A 20,704-nucleotide genomic window follows, 5' to 3' on the forward strand; every position below is an offset into this window, starting at 1 on the left:
CGCTCAGTATATCTTCCCCTAAAATGAAGCTGATAAGTAACCTCAATCAACAGTAATGCGAATACTTGCCCTTGTCCCCGGCGGGATTGGCGACCAAATTCTGTTCTTCCCTACCCTGGATGACCTGAAGCGGTATTACCCGGAAGCTCAGATTGATGTCATTGTAGAACCCAGGGCAAAGGGTGCCTACCGGGTTTGCAAGTCGGTTAATGAAATCTTCACTTATGACTTCAAAGACCGGACTGGACCAGCAGACTGGGGAAATTTACTGGGTATAATCCGCGATCATGAGTACGATATCGCCCTGTCTCTGGGGCGCAGGTGGAGTGTAGGGTTGCTGCTGTGGCTGACTGGCATTCCCGCTCGAATTAGCTATAACGGCCCAGGAAACTGGTTTCTCACGAACCCAGTCCCCCTAAAAACTGAGCAGTATGCCGCTGATATGTATCACGATTTGCTGCAAGGTTTAGGAATTAATTCCCCCTGTCCGCCTCTGGCGGTCAATGTACCTAAACCAGATATTGAGTGGGCAGAAAAGGAACAAAAACGACTCGGTGTTCAAGAAACTGGCTACATCCTGATTCATGGGGGTTCTAGCGCCCTGGCTCAGGCAAAAGGGATAGATAAAATCTACCCAGTCAAGAAATGGCAGCAGATTGTTCGAGAAACTCAACAGCGACAGCCCGATTTGCCGATTGTCCTCGTCAAAGGGCCAGAGGATCAAGCATTTGTCAGCGAACTAATGCAGTCCTCCCCTAACCTGAAGGTGACTTCGCCTGGGGATATCGGGAAGCTGACGGCAATGATTGCTGGTGCTAATTTGATGCTGTGTACGGATAGTGCGCCCATGCACTTAGCCGTCGCCGTTGGGACTTACACGATTGCGCTGTTTGGCCCGACAGAAGCGAAAAAATTGTTGCCGAGTAGCGATCGCGTTCGCGGTTTGCAATCCCCTAGTCGCTCGATAGCCGACATTCCTCCAGCAGACGTTCTCCAGCAAATCTGGGGCGGTTAAACTCTTAAAAATTAAAAATTAAAAATGCAAAATTAAAATGCAAAATTTTTAATTTTTAATTTTCCCGCCCCTCTAAACTATTCTCTGTTGATTCAATCCATGCCTAAAACTGCCAAACCAGCAGTATTTCTTGACCGGGATGGCGTCCTCAATGTCGAAGCCGGATATATCCATCAAGTTGAGGATTTACACCTGATACCGGGGGTGGCTCAGGCGGTACGGCTGCTCAACGACCGGCAGATGTTTTGCTGTCTCGTCTCCAATCAATCTGGCCCTGCCCGAGGCTACTATCCGGCTAGCCACGTGGATGCCTTGCACCTGCGTCTCTGCCAGCTCCTGCAAGCTGAAGCAGGGGCGCGTTTAGATGCTTTGTATTACTGCCCTTATCTCAGTCCCCCAGAAGGCGGGACAAATCCAGAATTTAGCCGCTGGAGTACCTGGCGCAAGCCGAATACGGGAATGCTGGTGGCGGCTGCTTGGGAACACGATCTGGAGCTGTCGCGCAGTTTTATGGTGGGGGACAAAGCCACCGATATCGACATGGCGCACAATGCCGGTTGTACGGGGATTTTAGTGCAGACTGGATTTGGCGATCGCGTCTTGGGTGGTGAGTATCAGCACCACACTCGCCCGGATTTCATTGCGGCGGATTTAGTCGCGGCGGTTGAGTGGATTTGCCAGCAGAACAATTAAAAATTATTTTTAATTTTATTTCTAATTTTTAATTGAGTGAGATAGCCTTAAATTAAATATCGACAAGCCCAAAATGGCCAAAAATAACACCAATCCAATTGTGCAAGCATAACTCATCTCTAAATTCTGGAAAGCTTGCTCATAGAGATAATAAACAATTGTTTTGGAACTGTTTCGCGGCCCTCCTTGGGTCATAATATAAACCTCTTCAAATACTTTCGTGGCAGAAATCGCAGAAATCACCGCCACTAGCACTAAATACGGTTTCATCAATGGGATCGTAATGTCCCAATGCTTGGCAATCCCGTCCGATCCATCAATTGCCGCCGCTTCATAGACATCTGCTGGAATTGATTGCAATCCAGCTAAATAAATCACCATGTAGTAGCCTAATCCCTTCCAAACCGTCACCATCATGACGCTAAAAAGCGCAAAACGCGGGCTAGTCAGCCAAGGAATGCCATTTTGGAGAAACGGGATAATTTTTGTATTAACCAACACCTGATTTAGCAGACCGTTTTCTGCATAAAGCCAGTTCCAAGCAATCCCAGCTACCACCATTGAAATGACAACAGGTGTATAATAGGCTGCCCGAAGCCAGCTAATTCCACGTAGCTTTTGATTAACCAGAATCGCCAGTCCTAGCGATGCTACAACTAAAATCGGCACCACAAAAATTAGATAAAGCAGCGTATTCCACAGCGTCTGCCAAAACACCCGATCGAGCCACAGACGCCGAAAATTTTTAAAACCAACCCATTCGGGCGATTGTCCAATCAGAGTGTATTCCGTGAAAGAAAGGTAAAACGCTTGTAAGGCAGGCCAAAAAACAGTTAGCCCCAAAATCAACAAAGCAGGCAGCAAAAACAGATAAGGCGTTAATCTTTGTTTAGCGAAAATTCTATCTTTCGGCATCGAATGCTGCATATTAAAAAGCAATTAACAATTAGTAATTAGAAATCCTTCAATTCGCGATTCGAGTGTAGTCTATTTTACTGTTGTTGGAAACTTCCGGGTAGTTTAATATACACTAACCGTCCTGAAAGAAGTAGCGAATAGCTGCCTCGCCGCAGATGACGAGCTTTCTCTCAGCTTTACATTATTTCTGTAGGAGACGCCGAGAGTGGAGCGGTTAGAACCAGTTGATCTTCAGGAAAACATCAGGGGACTGGGAACACCGTTTGAAATGACTTATACGTTGCAGACAGCAGAGGCATTGCAAGCGTGCCCTGTCTCAACGGGACAATCCCTATCAGGAGTTCGTCCTCTTTCAACCCTGATGAGTAATTTACCAGGCATGACCTACCGTTGCCGAAACGACCAGAACTGGACAATGGAAGCGGTCAGCGAGGACTGCTATCAGCTCACTGGCTACTCTCCGTTTGAACTCATTGGCAACCGAGAAATCTGCTATGCCCAACTGATTCATCCCGACGACCGAGAGCAGGTGTGGAACGCCATACAAGCCGCCGTGCAAGAAAATAGACCCTTCCAGCTTGTCTACCGCATCATTACGGCGGTGGGAGAAGAGAAATTGGTCTGGGAACAGGGTTGTGGAGTTTTCTCTGAGTCGGGAGAACTGCTGGCTCTGGAGGGTTTGATCATGATTTCAATCCCGAATCGGGATTTAGATCCCCACCTCGCTAACACTCTACATCTATTTAGGGATAAGTCGATTGACATTAGCGATCGCCCACGGGCTGAAGAAGAAATTCAACTGTTGCAAACCCTAACCCAGGCAATTAGTACGGCTCCTGATTTTCACACGGCGCTTTCAGTCGCGCTACGTCAAGTGTGTGAAAAGACGGGCTGGGATTTTGGCGAAGCTTGGATACCCAGCTCAGACGGCTCTGTTTTAGAATGCAGCCCCGCCTGGTACAGCAGCACTTTGGAATTACAGGTTGAAAGGTTGCAACTGCAGGGTTTAAATCAACCGGCTAACTTTCAAGCAGCTAACTGGTACCCCAACCCTAAGCTGCAATCAGAACTTCCCCTAAGCCTGAGGGAGTTCCGGCTACAGAGCGAAATGTTGAAGTTTGCTCCGGGGATTGGGCTACCGGGACGAGTTTGGTTATCCAAGCAGCCAGAGTGGATTCCCGATGCTTCGATTCAGCCGCCCCCATTTTTTATGCGGACTCAGTTCGCTAGAGATTGTGGACTTAAAGCTGGATTTGCCGTGCCGATTATCTCTAAAGAGCGGGTAGTGGCAATTCTCACTTTCTTCCTGTTTGAATCTCGCCCTAAGGATAAGCGATTGGTTGAGCTGGTGTCAGCAGTGGCAGCGCATCTGGGAACCGTGATGCAGCAAAAACAAGCAGAAGCTGCCCTGAGGGAAAGCCAGCGCCGTCTGGCAAGTTTGATTGACTCGTTGCCAGGGATTGTGTTTTCTTGTGGAAATGACCCAGCGTGGTCGATGACTTACCTGAGTGAAGGTTGCTTTAAGCTGACTGGATATCACAGTGAAGAATTGATTGGCGATCGCGCGGTGTCTTATGATTCCATTACTCATCCTGAGGATTTACCCAAAGTTTTAGAAGCGATCGCTACAGCCATCACGCTCCTAAAACCCTATGTGGTGGAATATCGCATTCTGACCAAATCAGGTGTGGAAAAATGGGTTTGGGAAAAAGGCGCGGCGGTTTGTGACAGCGCCGGTAAAGTCCTCGGACTTGAAGGCTTCATTACCGATATCACTGAGCGCAAACGGACAGAAGAGGCTCTGCAACAAGCAGAAGCAAAATATCGCAGTATCTTCGAGAATGCAATCGAGGGGATTTTCCAGACAACGCCCGACGGACAGTATATTAGTGCCAATCCCGCTCTGGCACGCATTTATGGATATGAGTCTCCGACAGAACTGATGGGACGTCTGACGGATATTAAGCAGCAACTATACGTTGATCCGAACCGGCGTGCTGAGTTTACGCGCCTGTTGCAAGAAAACGATGCCGTTTCAGACTTTGAGTCTGCGGTTTCCCGCCAAGATGGCAGCATCATTTGGATTTCGGAAAATGCCCGTGCAGTGCGCGATTGTGAAGGTAAGCTGCTTTACTACGAAGGCACGGTAGAAGATATTACCGAGCGCAAGCGGGCAAAGGAGCATCTGCGGGAACGGGCGTTTTATGATATCTTAACGGGCTTGCCCAACCGGGCTTTGTTCATGGAGCGCCTTAGTCAAGCTGTGGAACGAGCGAAACAGTGTCAAGATTTTCAGTTTGCGCTGCTGTTTGTAGATTTGGATGGCTTCAAAAAAGTGAACGACAGTTTGGGGCACTTGGTTGGGGATAAATTATTGGTCGCGTTAGCGCAACGCCTGCTGGGGAGCGTCCGTCGCCTCGAAACCTGCGTGCGTGCTGAAGACATCGTCGCTCGTTTGGGGGGAGATGAATTTACCTTGCTTTTGGAAGCCATTGACGACCTTAGTCACGCCACCAGCATCGCTGAACGAATCAACCGAGAACTGATACCGCCTTTCTATCTCGACGGACACGAAGTTTTTACTGCCGCGAGTATTGGCATTGTTCTCAGCAGCGGATACGATCGACCTGAAGACCTCCTGCGCGATGCCGATACAGCGTTGTATCGTGCCAAAGCGCTAGGAAAGGGACGGTATGAGGTGTTTGACCAAACGATGCACTCAAGTGCCCGCTGAAAGGAAATGATTGCCATCTTCCCTTCTCCAGCGGAGGGGGGTGGGGGGATAGAGGTGGTTCCCAATCAATTTTTATAATTGAGATGCTGCTGTTGCAGTTGAGCGCAATTACAACTTTGGTATCCATCTAACAAAACCTTTTAAAAAATTTTGAGTGGTAGATTTTGGATCGAGGTTGAATTCGCAAGGGAATAGATAAAGGCGATCGCGTACAGCCCTTTGGGCATGAAAACGGGCATGAAAACAGTGAAGCGAGGCGTTAGCTTAGCGCTGAAAGAGTCAGTTCGCGTCTCTACCAAATAGAGAGTTTGAAAAAATTAAACCTGGCAGTATCAAGCAAAATTGTTATAAACGGTCGCATCAAAGCCGTTGCGACTCCTTTGGGAAAGCAGCAGATGTATGAACTGGCAATTCCCTGAAAAGTCCAAAATCCAAAGTTTAAAAGCAGAAGAAAAAGAAAAAAAATCCTTCATTGCTAATTTTGCCTTTTTCTTTTTTCCTTCTTTAATCGTTGCAAGTGGTTTGGTGCTAGGAATTTGGCAACCACTGGAACAGCTTGCTTATCGGGGTTTATTCCGCCTCCGGGGAACGATGCCTTGGGATCAACGGGTGGTGTTGATTGACATTGATGATGCCAGTTTAAAGGAACTGGGCCGCTTTCCTTGGTCTCGCAAGCACTACACCCAGTTGCTCAAAAAACTGTCCCCAGCAGAGCCAAGTGTGGTGGTATTGGACGTGCTGATGCCCGAAAGTAGTCCGGAAGATGGACAGATGGCGGCGGCGATGGACAAGCTGGGTCAGGTGGTCTTGGCGCAGGGATGGGATCGGACAAATACTCCTTTGCGTCCAACTCCAGAATTGAGTAAAAGCGCGATCGCTATCGGACATATTTTCAACCGCGAGGATAGTGATGGTTTAACTCGCCAAGTTGTACCGCAACTTGAAGGCGTGCCTCTTTTAAGCATCACGGCTTCCCAGGTTTACTCACTGGTGAAAGAGCCAGTCAAACTCCCACCGATGAATCGACCGCTGCTGGTGAACTGGCCTGGAGGGGTGCTTCAGGCACCGCAATATTCCTTTGTTTCAGTGCTTCAGGGGAAAGTGCCTGCATCGGCATTCAAGGGAAAAATTGTGATGGTGGGCGTCACAGCAGCCGGTCTCGATCCTCTAAACACTCCGTTTGACGGTCATCCACCCGCGAGTGGAATTCACCTGCACGCCACCGTTCTGAATAATCTTCTGCAACAAAACTTTCTGAAAACCCCAGACATCAAGTGGCTGCTGGTTTCCCTGTTGCTGGGGGGGCCAATTCTTGGCTTCACTCTCAACCGCCATCGGGCGAGACACCAGCTGATTGCAGTCGTCAGTCTTTGTGGCGGCTGGGTCATCGTTAGTGTATTGCTTTTGCGGATGGGTTACTGGATGCCGGTCGTGTCACCCGTGGCATTATTTTGTTTAACGGCAGCTAGCTTGAGCGTCCAAGATCGTCTGAGAATGAAGGCGCAGCTTCAACACATTCAGCAACAGCAGCAGCAAAGGCAACTTTATGACTCTCTGACGGGTTTGCCCAATCGAACCTTATTTATGGAGCGGTTGGAGGTTGCCCTAGAACGTACCTATCAGTTTGAAAATTATCTATTTGCGGTGCTGTTTGTGGATCTCGACCGATTTAAGGTGGTCAACGACAGCCTGGGGCATACAGTCGGAGATAAACTCCTGGTCGCGATCGCTCATCGGCTCTGTACCCTGATGCGCCCCAGAGATACAGTCGCACGTCTTGGCGGAGACGAGTTCACGATCCTGCTGGAGGAGATTCAGCAACTGAGTGACGCTACCCGCGTTGCCGAGTCAATCCACGAAGCCCTCGCATCACCTTTTTACCTCGATGGACATGAAGTATTTGCCGCCGCCAGTATTGGTATTGCCCTGAACCGAAGAGCCGGAGAGCCGGAGAATCGGAGAGTGGGGCAGGACGGTAAGACAATTCCCTTCCTCTCGCCTTCAACCCTTCCCTCACTCAACACTCAGAATGGGCAAGGAGACCCTGTTAACTCGGAGTGGGACTTGCTGCGCGATGCCGACATTGCCTTATCTCAGGCAAAAATAATGGGGAAAGGGCGTTATGCAGTGTTCCACACGACTTTGCATGCACGCGCGATCGCACTTTTACAATTAGAAACCGACCTGCGTCTGGCAATTGGAGCTTTATCTAAGGAAGGTTTTGAGTTCTCCGTTTTGAGTTCTCCGTTACAAGAGGAAAACTCAAAACTCCAAACTCCAAACTTAAAACTTTTACCTAACTCTGAGTTTCGGGTTTACTACCAGCCTATCGTCTCCCTCTCGACCGGCAAAATTATTGCCTTTGAGGCACTTGTGCGCTGGCAGCACCCCAAGAGAGGGTTAGTTTCCCCGCTTGAGTTTATTCCCGTTGCAGAAGAAACCGGACTGATGGCGCAACTGGATTGGTGGGTATTGCGCGAAGCCTGCTGCCAGATGCGGGCTTGGCAAGAACGATTCGTTCATGGTAACGAACCCTCAACATCCAACTACGAACAATTAACAATTGGCGTCAATCTTTCTGCAATGCAGTTTGCCCAATCTGACATGGTTCAGCAGATCGATCGAATTGTTTGGGAGACTGGTTTGGAAACTAGCAGTTTAAAGCTGGAGATTACTGAAACTTGCTTGCTAGAAGATGCCGATGCCATAACCGCTATGCTTGAGCAGCTCAGAGCCTTGGGAGTGAAAGTGGGAATTGACGACTTTGGCACCGGCTATTCTTCCTTGGGGCGTCTGCATAGCCTACCGATTGATACTTTGAAAATTGACCGCTCCTTTATTAGCGGCGTGGGGGATGAGGAAAATCGCTGGGAAATTGTCCAGACAATTATGACCCTGGCTCACAATCTGGGGATGGATGTGGTTGCCGAAGGCGTTGAAACCGCAGAGCAGATGCTTCAGCTCAAGCGGCTGCAATGTGAATATGGACAGGGATACTTTTTTTCTAAGCCAGTAGATGCAGCGGCAGCAGAGGCGTTATTGGCAGCACAGCCCCAGTGGTGATAAAAATCAGAAATTGCCTAAAATCGGCGAGGCAAGATCAGCCGTTGAAACTCGGAAAAATTTGAAATTTTAGATGGAATTTCAAAATCTCAAACTTAGTCAGAGTCGCTTGGGTGGTTGTAGCTTGAAACAGCAGCTCTGAGATTACCTTTGTGTTCTGCAAGGAGGCGATCGCCTTCTTGCTTCTCCAAACCCGTCCAATGCATCAACAACGCTAACTTGACAGAACGCCCACTTTGCTCGAGCAAATATCCAGCGTCTTCTCGATTTAAATCCGTGAGGTCTTGCAGCATTCGCAGGGCGCGATCGTGCAATTTTTTATTAGTAACGGCAACATCTACCATGCGATTGCCGTAGACTTTGCCCAGTTTCACCATCACGCCGGTGGAGAGGATATTTAAAGCCATTTTGGTGACAGTTCCAGCTTTCAACCGCGTCGAGCCTGCTACCACTTCCGGCCCCACGATTAGGCGAATATCTAAATCTGCATCGATGGTGACTTGTTCGGCTGGGACACAGGCAATCAAAATCGTGGTTGCACCCCGCTGACGCGCCGCTTGGATTGCACCGTGGACAAACGGTGTTGTTCCCCCGGCGGTAATGCCGACAACGACATCGAGATGGGTAATCTGCCGAGTTGCGATCGCAGATACCCCGTCTTCATCTTTGTCTTCTAAATCTTCTGAGCTGCGGATTAACGCTCCGGCACCCCCGGCGATAATCCCTTGTACCAGTTCTGGCGGCGTACAAAAGGTGGGCGGACACTCCGCTGCATCCAAGACGCCCAGACGCCCGCTCGTGCCAGCACCCACATAAAACAGGCGTCCTCCGTGACGTAAAGCCTCAGCCGTCTTATCGATTGCTTCAGCGAGCTGAGTTCTGGCGATTGCGATCGCTGCTAGCGTCTGAGCATCTTCCTGATTGAACAAATCTACCAATTCCAGAGAACTCATCTGGTCGAGATTCTGGCTATTGGGATTAACTTGTTCTGTTAAAAGATGTCCCCGTTCCTCCAGATTCTTCATCCTTGATCCTTCATTTTTTTATCGTTCATCCTGCGAAGAAAGCGCCGCTATGGGTTACGCGATCGCTAATATCCTTCATCCTTTCATAACAGTCCTTCTAATTGACGACGAATTCTGTCTAGATCGGAAACTTCTGGTTGCGGAGCATCTGGTTTCCAGTCTGTTTCCTCCAGATTCGTTTCTGGCGGAACCAGAAAAAGACGTTCTGCATCTCCTTCGGGAACAAATCCCTCCGGAATTAGCTTGCACTCGTAACCTGCACCCTCGCAAAATTCCTCGACTTCCGCTGCATCGATGGCTTCAACACTGGGACTGAGAAAATCTTGGGCTTCTAGCAGCATCGCATAGCGAGTCGCATCGTCTTCTGATTCAAACATGAGTATCCAGTTGCGATCGCCAATCTGAATCGAGTGAATCCCCTCGTTATCTGTCCGAGGATTAAATATTAAAACGAATACGCGCTTAGATGTAGTCATCGTTTTTTATCCATTCTTAACTTAGGATATCTGACTGGCTTCCCTGATACCACGTCCGGTTGCTCCTCCTTTGCTACCAGCGATGAGGAGCAAAGGAGAAAGAGGGAAAGAACACTTAGAGAGAGAAGATTCTCCTGAAATTGCTAGGAAATAAGCAAAAAAGCTAAATTATCCCCAGCAACTAGATGTTAAGACATTTCCGATAGCGATAGATATCCTTTCCTGGCTCAAACCACGCGACCGTAACGAGCCGTCACAGGATGATGGGGATTTTCTTGATTGCATAACCACGCCCACATCTGATCGCCCAAGCAGAAATGCCACCACTCGTTGGGATGACGGCGGAATCCAGCTTGCACCATCACATTATTTAACAACTGCCGATGAAAATGATACTGCTGTTCGACTGCCTGGGTGCTATTGGCATAATAATCGGGATGCGATCGCGCTGATATTTCATCAATTTCTCCCCCCATATCTATCGTCTTGCCAGTATTGTCTACTAAGGTGATATCCACCGCAGCCCCTGTACTGTGAGGCGGCGGCGTTGCTGGATCGAGGTTGGGGGGTGCCCAAAATTGATAAACTATCTCCCAAATCCCTTGACGCTGAGTTTCTGTTAACTCAACCAACTTTAAACCTTGAGCCTGAACCACTTCAGCAAAGGTGTAATCTACCATGAATTGCTGGACTTCCACGGGTCGATAGGCATCAAAAAGCTCGATCCGCCAACCTGGAGTCGTGACAGCCAACTGATGTTGGGCAGCAATCAGAGATTCGAGGACACCCTGACGGAGATAATAAGGTGAGCGATCGCCATAAGCTGCACCCAATTTTTCATAAGGATGGGGAGAGACAACCGCAAATTGTTCCAAAGGAATGGCCGTGAGCGGCTCACCACACTCTACAATTACAATCTGCTGATAAGGTTTCATATTCCGCTCTTTCAGACTGACCCTATTTTGCCGTCTGACGTGCAATAGTCAAAATATGCAATATTTTTATCAGTAATTTTAGACAAGTTTAATCAACGCTTAAAAATAACGAACTAGAAAGCTTTAAAATCAAAATTTTATCAATATCAAACTTGGAAAATAATTATTAATAAAAAATTTAGCAGTGCCAGAATCTAAAATAGCAATCTTAATTCATCCTTTAAAAGCTCTTTCTTTCTTTCTTTCTTTCTTTCTTCTCTTTCCTTTCTTAGCGTCCTTAGCGCCTTCGCGGTTCATCAAAAAAATTGCTCTATCTACCGTAATTTTGATAGTCGATTTCCGCAATACCTAAACTTCTGTCATCCCCTCTAAGTCGATGACTAATTCTAGAGGCTGGATGTCTCCCCATGTTTCGCTGATGAATTTCTGAGTAGCCAAGGCGAGTGGAGATCTTGAATGATGGAATGTTTCGCTAGCTTTGCTTAAATCTTTTGCCTTTTGATACAAAATCAAATAGTCCCCATCTTGGCTGCGTTCCAGAAAGATGGATTCTATAATAACTCCTTCATTACGAAGTAATTCCCGCACTTCATCAAGTTGATTGTTCAAGTTTTTGAGCCAACCAATTACAGGGAGAGTCAATCCTGGCTTAATCCGAATTTTTAAGCATTGGGTTTCCGCCATTAACTTGCCCTTTTACCTGGAAAAAAGTAAAAAAATTACCGAATTGCGTATTGAGTTGGAGATTGCTTATTCGTTCTACAGAAAGATTGTTGCAAAGTTCTTAATTCCCGCGATTCTTGCTTCACCTGGCCAGACATGGCAGCTGTCTGTAAAGTCATGAAAGCGTTGAAGTCTTCCAGACCGTACTTAGTTCTTAAAAGCTGCCGCAATTGATTTTCTGCTGCAATCGTTAAATAACCTTTTGCCAGAGCCTGTTGTACAAGGTCGCGGATTAGAGACATTTTCACCCCTCAAAATTTTTGATGTTAACGATATGACCCGGAAGCATAACTAGCTATCAGTTCGTGCCAGCCAGAAAATTGTTTGCAACCGTTTTTTAATACACTTGGGCGATCGCAACTTTATGCGTTTCTGGTTTGGCAAATTGCTCATAGCAATCAATTCTTAGCAGTTAGCAATCTAGACATCGCTGACTGTTGAACCGGCTTTTCAATGAGTCATACGGTTAATCTGCCACACGAAGTAAACCTTTTACTCCCGGAAGGGTAATACAAGTTTCTCACCTAGTGTAAAAGAGAGGGTGCCAACAAACGTCATCCTTTAGGCTTACCCGATCGGGTGATTTCCTCTATCGCTAGCCTGGTTTGAGGGTTTTCGTCAGCCCTATATCACATAATGTCAATATTGAAGACCCAATAAGGCTGGGAGTTTGGTGCCCTGCTGAAATCCCATTTGCTGCACTGCCTTCCGTTGACTCACTCGACTGGATGATTGTGGAAAAATGATTGTGGAAAAGCCAATCAAGCGCGATCGCCTAAATTCACTCGGTTTCTTTTGCCGTCGGAGTGACGACTGGTGGCACCGGATCGTAACCGCCAGGATGAAAAGGATGGCAGCGCAAGATGCGCCGAATCGCCATCCAGCCGCCGCGCCAAGGGCCAAATCGCTCGACTGCCTCCAAAGCATACTTAGAACAAGTCGGCTGAAACCGGCAGGCTGGGGGAAATAGGGGAGAGATCAAAACTCGGTATCCCCGAATTAGCCAAATTAGTAATATTTTCATTCTGTGTCCTGAATCTAATAGATTGGTAAGGAGAGCTTTTTTTATAATTCAAGCTTTGCTTAAATCCGTGTTGTGGTTGGAATCAGTTCCCGATCTATGGCTCCACATTGGTTTAGTTGGGGCTTGTCTGGGCATTCTTGTATTACTGGCAGAAGGGCTGCATCGCTACACGTCTACCGAACCTGAAAAGGTGCGAAAGGTCGTTCATATTGGCACGGGCAATGTGATTTTGCTTGCCTGGTGGCTGAACCTTCCCGCTTGGGTGGGCATCACGGCTTCGATTTTAGCGAGTGCAGTGGCTCTTTTGTCCTACAAATTCCCGATCCTTCCAGGAATTAACAGCGTTGGGCGCAAAAGCTGGGGGACATTTTGCTATGCCCTGAGTATTGGCATTTTAATCAGTTGGTTCTGGCCTCTAAACCAACCCCAATATGCAGCACTGGGAATTTTGGTGATGGCTTGGGGGGATGGCTTAGCTGCTCTCGTGGGTCAACGATTTGGTAAGCATCCCTATGCGTTTTGGGGCATCCACAAAAGTTGGGAAGGCTCGCTGACAATGTTCCTGGTTAGCTATGGGGTTAGTAGCTTGATTTTCTTGGGAGTCCAGGGCAATATCTGGCAAACGTGGGTCGTGCCGCTCTTGGTTGCTTTCCTCGCTACTGTCTTAGAAGCTTTCTCCTGGTTCGGTATCGACAATTTGACGGTTCCTGTAGGCAGTGCTGCGATCGCTTTTTTCTTGACTGAGCTGCTTTTACTCACTTAACACTTTGATAACTAGCAAACAGTTAGTTTGTTTCTAATATCCGTAGAATCCCAGATTACAAATTTTGTGCTTCCATTAAGATAATTGAAGAAGCCTACCTAGGGACATATTCCCGCTTTATTCAATTTATCTCCAAAGATGGATGTCAATGACCTTTTTTAATCCTGCTGAACCGCTTGTCCGTAGCAAACAGGAAGCCCTTGATTTTCAGGATCGTCAGGGGCTTTTACGTATTCACTTGCAAGTTGGAAATAAAACGCTGATTTCAAGCTTTTATTCTCGAATTGATCAGGCGTTTATTGTTTGGGGTTGGATTACCGCTGCAATTTTTATAAATGCTCAGTTTCTACCTGTTAGCTGGTACGTGCAAGCGATGTTTTGGTCAGCACTCACCTTAGTCGGTACGGTGGGGATGGTGGTGTTGACTCACTTTTGGGTGAAAGTAGAACGCCTACGGTGGCTTCTTTATAGCTGGGTTGCACTGATGTTATTCGGGGTGGTGCTAACTGACTTAGGTATTTTTCTGGGTTGGGGGTTGGTACTGATGAACCTGTGTCAGTTTTGGCTGGGTTTAAGTACCATTGGCTACTTTTTTACGGGTGTGGGAATGCGATCGCGCACTTTCCTAATTAATGGACTCATTCACCTATTAGGGATTGGGATATTGCCCTATGTCGGTGGCTGGCAATTTCTCACCACGGGTCTTGTGATGGCGGGGACTTTACTGCTGCTAGCAGAAGTGCAGTGGGATATGCGATCGCCCATCGATTATGACGTATTAACCCCCGAACAAAAGCAGTTTAACCAGGAACAACATCAGCTACGTCAAATGAGTATTTAGAAGTTTAAATAACCTCTAAATTTTGTTGAAAATTTTCTCCAATTTTATAGAACGCTTGGCACCATATAACTATGCAACATTTGGTGAGTGAATTTTCCTCATCCACCGAATGTCACATGACCATAGCAGGCGTTTTGCTGTTTGTCCTGCGAATTGCCTCACTTAGGAGAACGGCGTCTGGACGGCGAGTGGTCTTCATCTCCCATTCTCAGGATATTGACTAACTAAGCTAGTTGAGCGCCAGTTGAGCGTTAAGTAGTGGTACAGGGTTTTTGTCGTTTCTCCTGCTTGCAGCCACCAAAGGGATGTTAAACCATCCAACAGAGCAGTCTGAGGTGACTGACACATTCCAAGACGTTCTGGCGGGTTTTTAGCCATCTGGCAAGTAGAATTTTAAAAATATCTCATGAGATTTGGTGGAGAAAGAGTCTCTTCCCCCACCAAATTTGTGAGTTTTGAATCCAAAAATATAGAAAAAAGCATTCAGGCTGACTACCAATCTTCTCCACGATGTGCTCTGGACGGTTCCCCTGTAAAGGGCTGCACGCCAGTTAACGGATATGCATCGTCACTTGGTCCAAAGATGCGAGCGATCGCGCCAGAAAAATATTGGATGATATTGTCAAACGTTCGGGTAAGACTCATATCTTTACTCTCCAGATTCCTTTGGGAACTCGATGAAATGTATATTAGTCTTTCATACTTTTATTATGAATCTGGCTCGATAATTTGAGGTGATTTGCAATACTTGTTTGATTAGGTTTGCAATACTTTGCTTAGCATAGAGTCAACAGTCAGTTTATTTAATATTTCTACATACTTTAAAATTCATTTAGATTTTGCACAATGAACCCTAATAACTGATGGTAAGTGGTTAATCACTAATGGGTAACGCCGCCGCACCCTCTCCTGTGTCCTTCTGGCATCAATTGTCTTTTCTGTAGTTTTTGAGTCAAAATACTATTAAGAATAATGTATATAACCTAAGAATGACCTGAAGATGGCAGTATAGCTCTCTTCAGCAGCCTTCTTCTTCAAGCAATCATCAAAATGCCTTGACACTATTATGGTAAAGATTACTATAATTAGGAAACCCACTCTGGCTAGGAAGCAAGACGATGAGAACTTCCGTGGACGGACTTGTAAAGCATCCTGCTAACCTGCTTCAGGAGCCGGTTAGGGTAGAAAATCGAGAACTGGCGATCGCTTCTGAAGATTACAGCCTCTTGACCGACCTGTATCAGCTGACAATGGCAGCTTGTTACACCGGCGAAGGTTTAGATCAAACACGGGCAAGCTTTGAGCTATTTGCGCGGCGTCTACCCGCTGGCTTTGGCTATTTGATTGCGATGGGGTTGGAACAGGCGCTGGACTATCTGGAGAAATTTCGCTTCAGTCCCAGCCAGATAGCGGCTTTGCAGGCGACCGGAATTTTCGATCGGGCACCAGAGCGATTTTGGTCGCTTTTGGCAGATGCTCGGTTCACCGGCGATGTTTGGGCAGTTCCAGAGGGAACCGCCGTATTCGCTAACGAGCCGCTGCTGCGGGTGGAAGCGCCCCTTTGGCAAGCTCAACTGGTGGAAACCTACCTGCTGAATACAATTAATTACCAAACTTTAGTTGCCACACGAGCAGCACGGATACGGGATGTCGCGGGGCAGGAAGCGACGCTACTGGAATTTGGCACCCGGCGCGCTTTTAGCCCCCAAGCATCTCTGTGGGCAGCTAGGGCGTCATTGGCGGCTGGATTGGATGCGACTTCTAATGTACTGGCAGCGATTAAGTTGGGTCAAAAGCCCAGCGGGACGATGGCTCATGCTTTGGTGATGGCGCTGACAGCAACTGCTGGAAGTGAAGGAGAGGCTTTTACCGCCTTCCATCGATATTTTCCGGGTGCGCCCTTGTTAATTGATACCTACGATACAGTTGCCGCTGCCCAAATGCTGGCAGAAAAGATCGATGCAGGAGAAATGCAATTGTCTGGGGTGCGGCTAGATTCTGGCGATTTGGTAGGGTTATCCAAACAAGTGCGATCGCGCTTACCGGATGTTCCCATCTTTGCCAGTGGCGATTTGGATGAGTGGGAAATTGCCCGATTGCAAGCAGAGGGTGCTTGCATTGACGGTTATGGACTCGGAACTCGCTTGGTTACGGGAAGCCCAGTCAATGGAGTGTATAAACTGGTTGAAATTGATGGCATTCCTGTAATGAAACAGTCGAGTGGCAAGTTAACTTATCCCGGTCGCAAGCAGATTTTTCGCTGCTTTGAGGGCACTTTGATGAAAGCAGATCGATTGGGATTGGTGACGGAAAGTCCGCAGTTTGAGCAGCCGTTGTTGCAGCCGATGTTTAAGCAAGGCGAACGGGTATTTCTACCAGAATCTTTAGCGGAGATTCGAGAACGAACTGCGATTTCGGTAGGGAGTTTACCAGCGGAGACTCGTCAGTTGGATTCGCCTGTGTCGCCGTCGGTGGAGGTTTCGGCTGCATTGTTGGAGTTGATGGAAAAAACTCGTCGTTCTGGTTAAGGATTTGAGAACGAACCGCAAAGACGCAAAGGACACGAAGAAAGAGGAAGAAGAGGAATTAGGAAGATAATGAGAATTGCTTTATTCGGTACGAGTGCTGACCCGCCAACTTCTGGGCATCAAGCAATTTTGAAATGGCTGTCGCACCACTATGATTGGGTGGCGGTTTGGGCGTCGAATAATCCGTTTAAATCGCATCAAACGCCGCTAGAACATCGCTCAACGATGCTAAGGTTGCTGATTGAGGAAATTCATCCGAGTTGCCACAATATCGGACTGTATCCGGAATTCAGTAGTCCGAGAACTCTGGAGACGGTGCAGAAGGCTAGGCAATGCTGGGGAATGTCGGCAGATTTTACCGTCGTCATTGGTTCGGATTTGGTCAACCAGATGCCGCGTTGGTATAGAGTTGAAGATTTATTGCGGCAAGTGCATCTGCTCGTGGTGCCAAGACCAGGATATGCGATAGATGACCCTGATTTAGAGGCGCTGCGGCAACTAGGGGCGCAGATTGCGATCGCTGACATCAAACCACCGGCGGTTTCTTCCACAGCTTATCGTGAGAATGGCAACAGACAAGCCTTGACGACGACCGTTGAGGACTATATTCATAGAGAACGTTTATACGAATGCGAGGACGCAGCTCGAAAAAGATAGGTGATTCGGTAAAAAAACCGGCATTAGCGGATTTTAAAGTCGGAGTCGATAATGTGATTTTCTCAGTCGATACGGCGCAAAACCGACTATTAGTTTTGTTAGTCATGCGGCAAGACGAACCTTTTTACGATCGGTGGAGTTTGCCCGGTACTTTAGTGCGGCAAGGGGAATCTTTAGAAGATGCCGCCTATCGAATTTTGGCTGAAAAAATTCGCGTGAAAAATCTGTACCTAGAGCAGTTATACACTTTTGGCGGCCCTGGACGAGATCCGAGAGAATGCGAAGAAAGTTACGGAGTTCGTTATCTGTCGGTCAGTTATTTTGCTTTGGTGCGATTTGAAGAAGCTGAATTAATTGCCGATGGGGTTAGTGGAATTGCCTGGTACCCTTTGGAGCAAGTACCAGAATTAGCCTTTGACCACCATAAAATCTTAGAGTATGGTCATCGGCGTTTGCGAAATAAATTGGAATATAGTCCAGTCGCCTTTGAAGTGTTGCCGGAGTTATTTACTTTGAGTGACTTATATCAGCTTTACACGACCGTTTTAGGTGAAAATTTCTCGGATTATTCCAATTTTCGCGCCCGACTTTTGAAGCTGGGTTTTCTTTACGATACCAAAGTCAAAGTCTCGCGAGGCGCGGGGCGTCCGGCAAGTTTGTATCGGTTTGATGCTGAAGCGTTTGCTCCGTTTAAGGATAAACCGTTGGTATTTATTTAAACGCTTGATAGTAGCAGAGGCTCACCAATTAAAAAACAATTTATTTTTCTATTCCTTTGCGTTACTCTGCGTTACCCTTTGCGTACCTTTGCGTTAATAATAAAAAATTTAGATGAGTAAAGCATATTATGAAAGAAGCCGATGAGTGTTCAAATATACAAGAAATTCGCCAAGAAATTGATAAGCTCGACCGACAGATTATTGCAGCTTTTGGTAAACGATTTGAATATGTAAAAGCGGCGGCTAAATTTAAAACAAGCGAAACAACTGTAAAAGCTCCGGAAAGGGTTAAATCGATGTTGCAGCAAAGACGTCTTTGGGCTGAAGAACAAGGCTTAAATCCAGATGTAATTGAAAAGCTATATCAAGATTTAGTAACTTATTTTATCAATGAAGAATTAAAACATTGGCAATCTAAATTCTAATCGCTGCGATTGAAAAATTAGTTTCAATAATTAGAACGACGCAAAATGCCCTTACATAGGTGATTACTGAATATGAAAATTGCGATCGCTCAACTCAACCCCACGATTGGCAACCTCAGCGGCAATGCCCAACACATTCTAGAGGCGGCGAGACAGGCAACTCAGCAAGGTGCCCGTTTGTTGCTGACGCCGGAACTCTCTTTGTGCGGCTATCCACCACGAGATTTGCTGCTGAATCCCGGCTTCGTTGAGTCTATGGCACAGGTGTTGCAGCAGCTGGCAGGGGATTTACCACCCAATTTAGCGGTGTTGGTGGGCACGGTGGAGCCAAATCCCAAAGGGCACGTCACCGGAGGTAAACCGTTATTTAATAGTATTGCCTGGTTAGAACAGGGCAAAATCCAGCAAATTTTTCACAAGCGACTGTTGCCCACCTACGATGTTTTCGACGAATATCGATACTTTGAACCGGGGCTTCAGCCAAATTCATTTACTCTCGATCATCTCCGCATCGGCGTCACAATCTGCGAAGATTTGTGGAACGATGAGGAATTTTGGGGAAAGCGCAGCTATGCAGTGAATCCGATTGCTGACTTAGCTCAATTGGGTGTAGATTTGGTGGTGAATTTGTCCGCTTCTCCCTACAGTGTCGGTAAGCATCACTTGCGAGAGGCGATGTTGCGTCATAGTACCGTTCGTTACCGCCAACCAAGCGTTTATATCAATCAGGTTGGGGGAAATGATGACTTAATTTTTGATGGTAGCAGTTTCGCTTTAAATCACGCCGGGGAAGTGGTGTGTCGTGCCCTTCGTTTTGAGACGGATTTGGTACTGCTGGAATTTGATGAGGAAAAGCGAGATTTGTCCCCCTCAGCAACCGGGGAAAACGGGGGATTAGCAGCGTTTGCGGCAAGTGAAGACGAGGAAATTTGGGCGGCGTTGGTGTTGGGAGTGCGAGACTATGCCCGCAAGTGTGGCTTTTCCAAAGTCACACTTGGCTTGAGTGGTGGAGTCGATTCGGCATTGGTAGCAGCGATCGCATCCGCCGCTTTAGGGGCAGAAAATGTATTCGGCGTCCTTATGCCTTCGCCCTACAGTTCCGATCATTCTGTCGAAGATGCGCTGAAATTAGCCCAAAAGCTAGGTATTGCTACTCAAACCCTAGCGATTGGGCAGCTGATGCAGAGTTATGACCAAACGTTAGAACATCTGTTTGCTGGAACGTCGTTTGGGCTTGCGGAAGAGAATATTCAATCGCGGATTCGGGGCAATTTATTGATGGCGATCGCCAACAAGTTTGGCTATCTCCTCCTTTCTACCGGCAACAAGTCAGAAATGGCGGTCGGTTACTGTACGCTTTATGGCGATATGAATGGGGGATTAGCGGTAATTGCTGATGTGCCGAAAACTCGCGTTTATTCTCTGTGCAATTGGCTGAATCGCAACGGTGAAATTATTCCGACTAATATCCTCACAAAACCACCAAGTGCCGAACTAAAACCCGGTCAAGTCGATCAAGATTCTCTCCCCTCTTATGACATTTTGGATGATATTTTGCAGCGGTTAATTCACGAACATCAATCAACCGCTCAAATTATCGAAGCTGGTCACGATCCAGTCGTTGTCAATAAAGTGATGCAGTTAGTGGCGCGTGCCGAATTTAAGCGGCGACAAGCACCGCCTGGACTGAAAATTACCGATCGGGCTTTTGGCACCGGCTGGCGAATGCCGATTGCGAGTCGCTGGAGCGCGATCGCATAACGCGGAGCTTATTTTTAGGAACCGGCAATTTTGGCTCATTGAGAGGATTGCTGGATAGATTTTAGGGGACTGATACAGGCGGTAAGCGGAATGATGCCCAAGGCGATCGCGATTAATCCTAATCCCATTAACTGGCTAAATTTCTGATCTTCTAACTTTTTAAATAGCATCGGCTTCCTACTCGGTAAATATTGGCGTTAATCCCAACCAAGTTGATTGGACATTTATTTGGCATCCAGGGAATTTAAGCTGAGTGCGGCTTACTGAGGCTTATTGAATGTGGCGCTGAATTTAGGGGGGTGTGGAGATGACTGGGTGAATTCCGAACGGAAATTGAAATTATTTCCCGACCGAGAGCCAAGAGTAACCTTGAATCCTTATCAGAAATTGAAATACAGTAGACT

Annotated in this window: 21 protein-coding genes; 11 read left to right on the forward strand and 10 right to left on the reverse strand. The window is 47.2% G+C overall.

Going from position 1 to position 20,704, the window contains the following annotated elements:
* The first annotated feature begins 55 nt into the window (after positions 1-55).
* Both H6H02_RS17095 and H6H02_RS17100 read left to right on the forward strand, forming a co-directional pair.
* Positions 56-1,015 carry a glycosyltransferase family 9 protein gene (locus tag H6H02_RS17095; protein WP_190819890.1) on the forward strand — a complete coding sequence of 320 codons (960 nt, stop codon included), beginning with the start codon at positions 56-58 and terminating at the stop codon, positions 1,013-1,015.
* 99 nt (positions 1,016-1,114) lie between these two features.
* Complete coding sequence (locus tag H6H02_RS17100; protein ID WP_190819892.1) at positions 1,115-1,708, forward strand: HAD family hydrolase; 594 nt, start codon at positions 1,115-1,117, stop codon at positions 1,706-1,708.
* Positions 1,709-1,729: 21 nt separating this feature from the next.
* Here H6H02_RS17100 and H6H02_RS17105 read toward each other — a convergent pair whose 3' ends face one another.
* Entirely contained in the window at positions 1,730-2,635 is a 906-nt protein-coding gene (locus H6H02_RS17105; RefSeq protein WP_190819894.1) for an ABC transporter permease subunit, read from the reverse strand.
* Positions 2,636-2,831: 196 nt separating this feature from the next.
* Between H6H02_RS17105 and H6H02_RS17110 the strand changes: the two genes are divergently transcribed.
* Both H6H02_RS17110 and H6H02_RS26745 read left to right on the forward strand, forming a co-directional pair.
* Entirely contained in the window at positions 2,832-5,360 is a 2,529-nt protein-coding gene (locus H6H02_RS17110) for a PAS domain-containing protein (RefSeq protein WP_190819896.1), read from the forward strand.
* A 399-nt stretch (positions 5,361-5,759) separates the two neighbouring features.
* On the forward strand, positions 5,760-8,423 hold the full coding sequence (locus H6H02_RS26745; protein ID WP_199329297.1) for an EAL domain-containing protein: 2,664 nt from the start codon (positions 5,760-5,762) through the stop codon (positions 8,421-8,423).
* A 95-nt stretch (positions 8,424-8,518) separates the two neighbouring features.
* Here the strand turns inward: H6H02_RS26745 and murQ are convergent, their stop codons facing one another.
* The 6 genes from murQ to yidD all read right to left on the reverse strand — a co-directional run bounded on the left by murQ (position 8,519) and on the right by yidD (position 12,606).
* Positions 8,519-9,448: an N-acetylmuramic acid 6-phosphate etherase gene (gene murQ / locus H6H02_RS17130; protein ID WP_190819898.1), complete on the reverse strand. Its 930-nt coding sequence runs from the start codon at positions 9,446-9,448 to the stop codon at positions 8,519-8,521.
* A gap of 83 nt (positions 9,449-9,531) precedes the next feature.
* The gene (locus tag H6H02_RS17135) at positions 9,532-9,924 is read right to left on the reverse strand and encodes a DUF3110 domain-containing protein (protein WP_190819900.1); all 393 of its coding nucleotides are present in this window, start codon (positions 9,922-9,924) and stop codon (positions 9,532-9,534) included.
* Positions 9,925-10,151: 227 nt separating this feature from the next.
* Positions 10,152-10,859, reverse strand: coding sequence for a M15 family metallopeptidase (locus H6H02_RS17140; RefSeq protein WP_190819902.1), 708 nt, complete (start codon positions 10,857-10,859; stop codon positions 10,152-10,154).
* A gap of 348 nt (positions 10,860-11,207) precedes the next feature.
* Complete coding sequence (locus H6H02_RS17145; RefSeq protein WP_190819905.1) at positions 11,208-11,543, reverse strand: DUF6176 family protein; 336 nt, start codon at positions 11,541-11,543, stop codon at positions 11,208-11,210.
* Between the two features lie 35 nt (positions 11,544-11,578).
* Positions 11,579-11,824, reverse strand: a complete 246-nt coding sequence (locus H6H02_RS17150) for a hypothetical protein (protein WP_190819907.1) — start codon at positions 11,822-11,824, stop codon at positions 11,579-11,581.
* Positions 11,825-12,363: 539 nt separating this feature from the next.
* Positions 12,364-12,606, reverse strand: coding sequence for a membrane protein insertion efficiency factor YidD (yidD, locus tag H6H02_RS17155; RefSeq protein WP_190819909.1), 243 nt, complete (start codon positions 12,604-12,606; stop codon positions 12,364-12,366).
* A gap of 55 nt (positions 12,607-12,661) precedes the next feature.
* Between yidD and H6H02_RS17160 the strand changes: the two genes are divergently transcribed.
* Both H6H02_RS17160 and H6H02_RS17165 read left to right on the forward strand, forming a co-directional pair.
* Positions 12,662-13,369, forward strand: a complete 708-nt coding sequence (locus H6H02_RS17160; RefSeq protein WP_190819911.1) for a diacylglycerol/polyprenol kinase family protein — start codon at positions 12,662-12,664, stop codon at positions 13,367-13,369.
* A 148-nt stretch (positions 13,370-13,517) separates the two neighbouring features.
* A complete protein-coding gene (locus tag H6H02_RS17165; RefSeq protein ID WP_190819913.1) occupies positions 13,518-14,210 on the forward strand; it encodes a hypothetical protein in 693 nt (230 codons plus the stop codon).
* A gap of 195 nt (positions 14,211-14,405) precedes the next feature.
* Here the strand turns inward: H6H02_RS17165 and H6H02_RS17170 are convergent, their stop codons facing one another.
* Both H6H02_RS17170 and H6H02_RS17175 read right to left on the reverse strand, forming a co-directional pair.
* Positions 14,406-14,588, reverse strand: coding sequence for a hypothetical protein (locus H6H02_RS17170; RefSeq protein ID WP_190819915.1), 183 nt, complete (start codon positions 14,586-14,588; stop codon positions 14,406-14,408).
* Between the two features lie 114 nt (positions 14,589-14,702).
* Entirely contained in the window at positions 14,703-14,855 is a 153-nt protein-coding gene (locus H6H02_RS17175) for a hypothetical protein (RefSeq protein ID WP_190819917.1), read from the reverse strand.
* A gap of 473 nt (positions 14,856-15,328) precedes the next feature.
* Here H6H02_RS17175 and H6H02_RS17180 point away from each other — a divergent pair, with 473 nt between their 5' ends.
* From H6H02_RS17180 to H6H02_RS17200, 5 genes are all read left to right on the forward strand, one after another.
* Entirely contained in the window at positions 15,329-16,738 is a 1,410-nt protein-coding gene (locus tag H6H02_RS17180) for a nicotinate phosphoribosyltransferase (protein WP_190819919.1), read from the forward strand.
* Between the two features lie 69 nt (positions 16,739-16,807).
* Positions 16,808-17,395, forward strand: coding sequence for a nicotinate-nucleotide adenylyltransferase (locus H6H02_RS17185; protein ID WP_190819922.1), 588 nt, complete (start codon positions 16,808-16,810; stop codon positions 17,393-17,395).
* Entirely contained in the window at positions 17,368-18,114 is a 747-nt protein-coding gene (locus tag H6H02_RS17190; protein WP_190819924.1) for an NUDIX domain-containing protein, read from the forward strand. Before H6H02_RS17185 ends, H6H02_RS17190 begins: the two co-directional genes overlap by 28 nt.
* A gap of 128 nt (positions 18,115-18,242) precedes the next feature.
* Entirely contained in the window at positions 18,243-18,539 is a 297-nt protein-coding gene (locus tag H6H02_RS17195; RefSeq protein WP_190819926.1) for an isochorismate lyase, read from the forward strand.
* Positions 18,540-18,611: 72 nt separating this feature from the next.
* The gene (locus H6H02_RS17200) at positions 18,612-20,300 is read left to right on the forward strand and encodes an NAD+ synthase (RefSeq protein ID WP_190819928.1); all 1,689 of its coding nucleotides are present in this window, start codon (positions 18,612-18,614) and stop codon (positions 20,298-20,300) included.
* Between the two features lie 35 nt (positions 20,301-20,335).
* On the opposite strand, the gene H6H02_RS27685 is transcribed toward H6H02_RS17200, so the two are convergent.
* On the reverse strand, positions 20,336-20,470 hold the full coding sequence (locus H6H02_RS27685) for a hypothetical protein (RefSeq protein ID WP_277922565.1): 135 nt from the start codon (positions 20,468-20,470) through the stop codon (positions 20,336-20,338).
* Between the last annotated feature and the right edge of the window lie 234 nt (positions 20,471-20,704).

Origin of the sequence: Coleofasciculus sp. FACHB-1120 (genome assembly GCF_014698845.1) — a bacterium.
Lineage (GTDB): Bacteria > Cyanobacteriota > Cyanobacteriia > Cyanobacteriales > FACHB-T130 > FACHB-T130.

Coding starts and splice junctions, on each gene's coding strand:
- H6H02_RS17095 (WP_190819890.1), top strand. CDS start 56: ATGCGAATACTTGCCCTTGTCCCCGGCGGGATTGGCGACCAAATTCTG.
- H6H02_RS17100 (WP_190819892.1), top strand. CDS start 1,115: ATGCCTAAAACTGCCAAACCAGCAGTATTTCTTGACCGGGATGGCGTC.
- H6H02_RS17105 (WP_190819894.1), bottom strand. CDS start 2,635: ATGCAGCATTCGATGCCGAAAGATAGAATTTTCGCTAAACAAAGATTA.
- H6H02_RS26745 (WP_199329297.1), top strand. CDS start 5,760: ATGAACTGGCAATTCCCTGAAAAGTCCAAAATCCAAAGTTTAAAAGCA.
- murQ (WP_190819898.1), bottom strand. CDS start 9,448: ATGAAGAATCTGGAGGAACGGGGACATCTTTTAACAGAACAAGTTAAT.
- H6H02_RS17135 (WP_190819900.1), bottom strand. CDS start 9,924: ATGACTACATCTAAGCGCGTATTCGTTTTAATATTTAATCCTCGGACA.
- H6H02_RS17140 (WP_190819902.1), bottom strand. CDS start 10,859: ATGAAACCTTATCAGCAGATTGTAATTGTAGAGTGTGGTGAGCCGCTC.
- H6H02_RS17145 (WP_190819905.1), bottom strand. CDS start 11,543: ATGGCGGAAACCCAATGCTTAAAAATTCGGATTAAGCCAGGATTGACT.
- H6H02_RS17150 (WP_190819907.1), bottom strand. CDS start 11,824: ATGTCTCTAATCCGCGACCTTGTACAACAGGCTCTGGCAAAAGGTTAT.
- yidD (WP_190819909.1), bottom strand. CDS start 12,606: ATGAAAATATTACTAATTTGGCTAATTCGGGGATACCGAGTTTTGATC.
- H6H02_RS17165 (WP_190819913.1), top strand. CDS start 13,518: ATGACCTTTTTTAATCCTGCTGAACCGCTTGTCCGTAGCAAACAGGAA.
- H6H02_RS17170 (WP_190819915.1), bottom strand. CDS start 14,588: ATGGCTAAAAACCCGCCAGAACGTCTTGGAATGTGTCAGTCACCTCAG.
- H6H02_RS17175 (WP_190819917.1), bottom strand. CDS start 14,855: ATGAGTCTTACCCGAACGTTTGACAATATCATCCAATATTTTTCTGGC.
- H6H02_RS17180 (WP_190819919.1), top strand. CDS start 15,329: ATGAGAACTTCCGTGGACGGACTTGTAAAGCATCCTGCTAACCTGCTT.
- H6H02_RS17185 (WP_190819922.1), top strand. CDS start 16,808: ATGAGAATTGCTTTATTCGGTACGAGTGCTGACCCGCCAACTTCTGGG.
- H6H02_RS17190 (WP_190819924.1), top strand. CDS start 17,368: ATGCGAGGACGCAGCTCGAAAAAGATAGGTGATTCGGTAAAAAAACCG.
- H6H02_RS17195 (WP_190819926.1), top strand. CDS start 18,243: ATGAAAGAAGCCGATGAGTGTTCAAATATACAAGAAATTCGCCAAGAA.
- H6H02_RS17200 (WP_190819928.1), top strand. CDS start 18,612: ATGAAAATTGCGATCGCTCAACTCAACCCCACGATTGGCAACCTCAGC.
- H6H02_RS27685 (WP_277922565.1), bottom strand. CDS start 20,470: ATGCTATTTAAAAAGTTAGAAGATCAGAAATTTAGCCAGTTAATGGGA.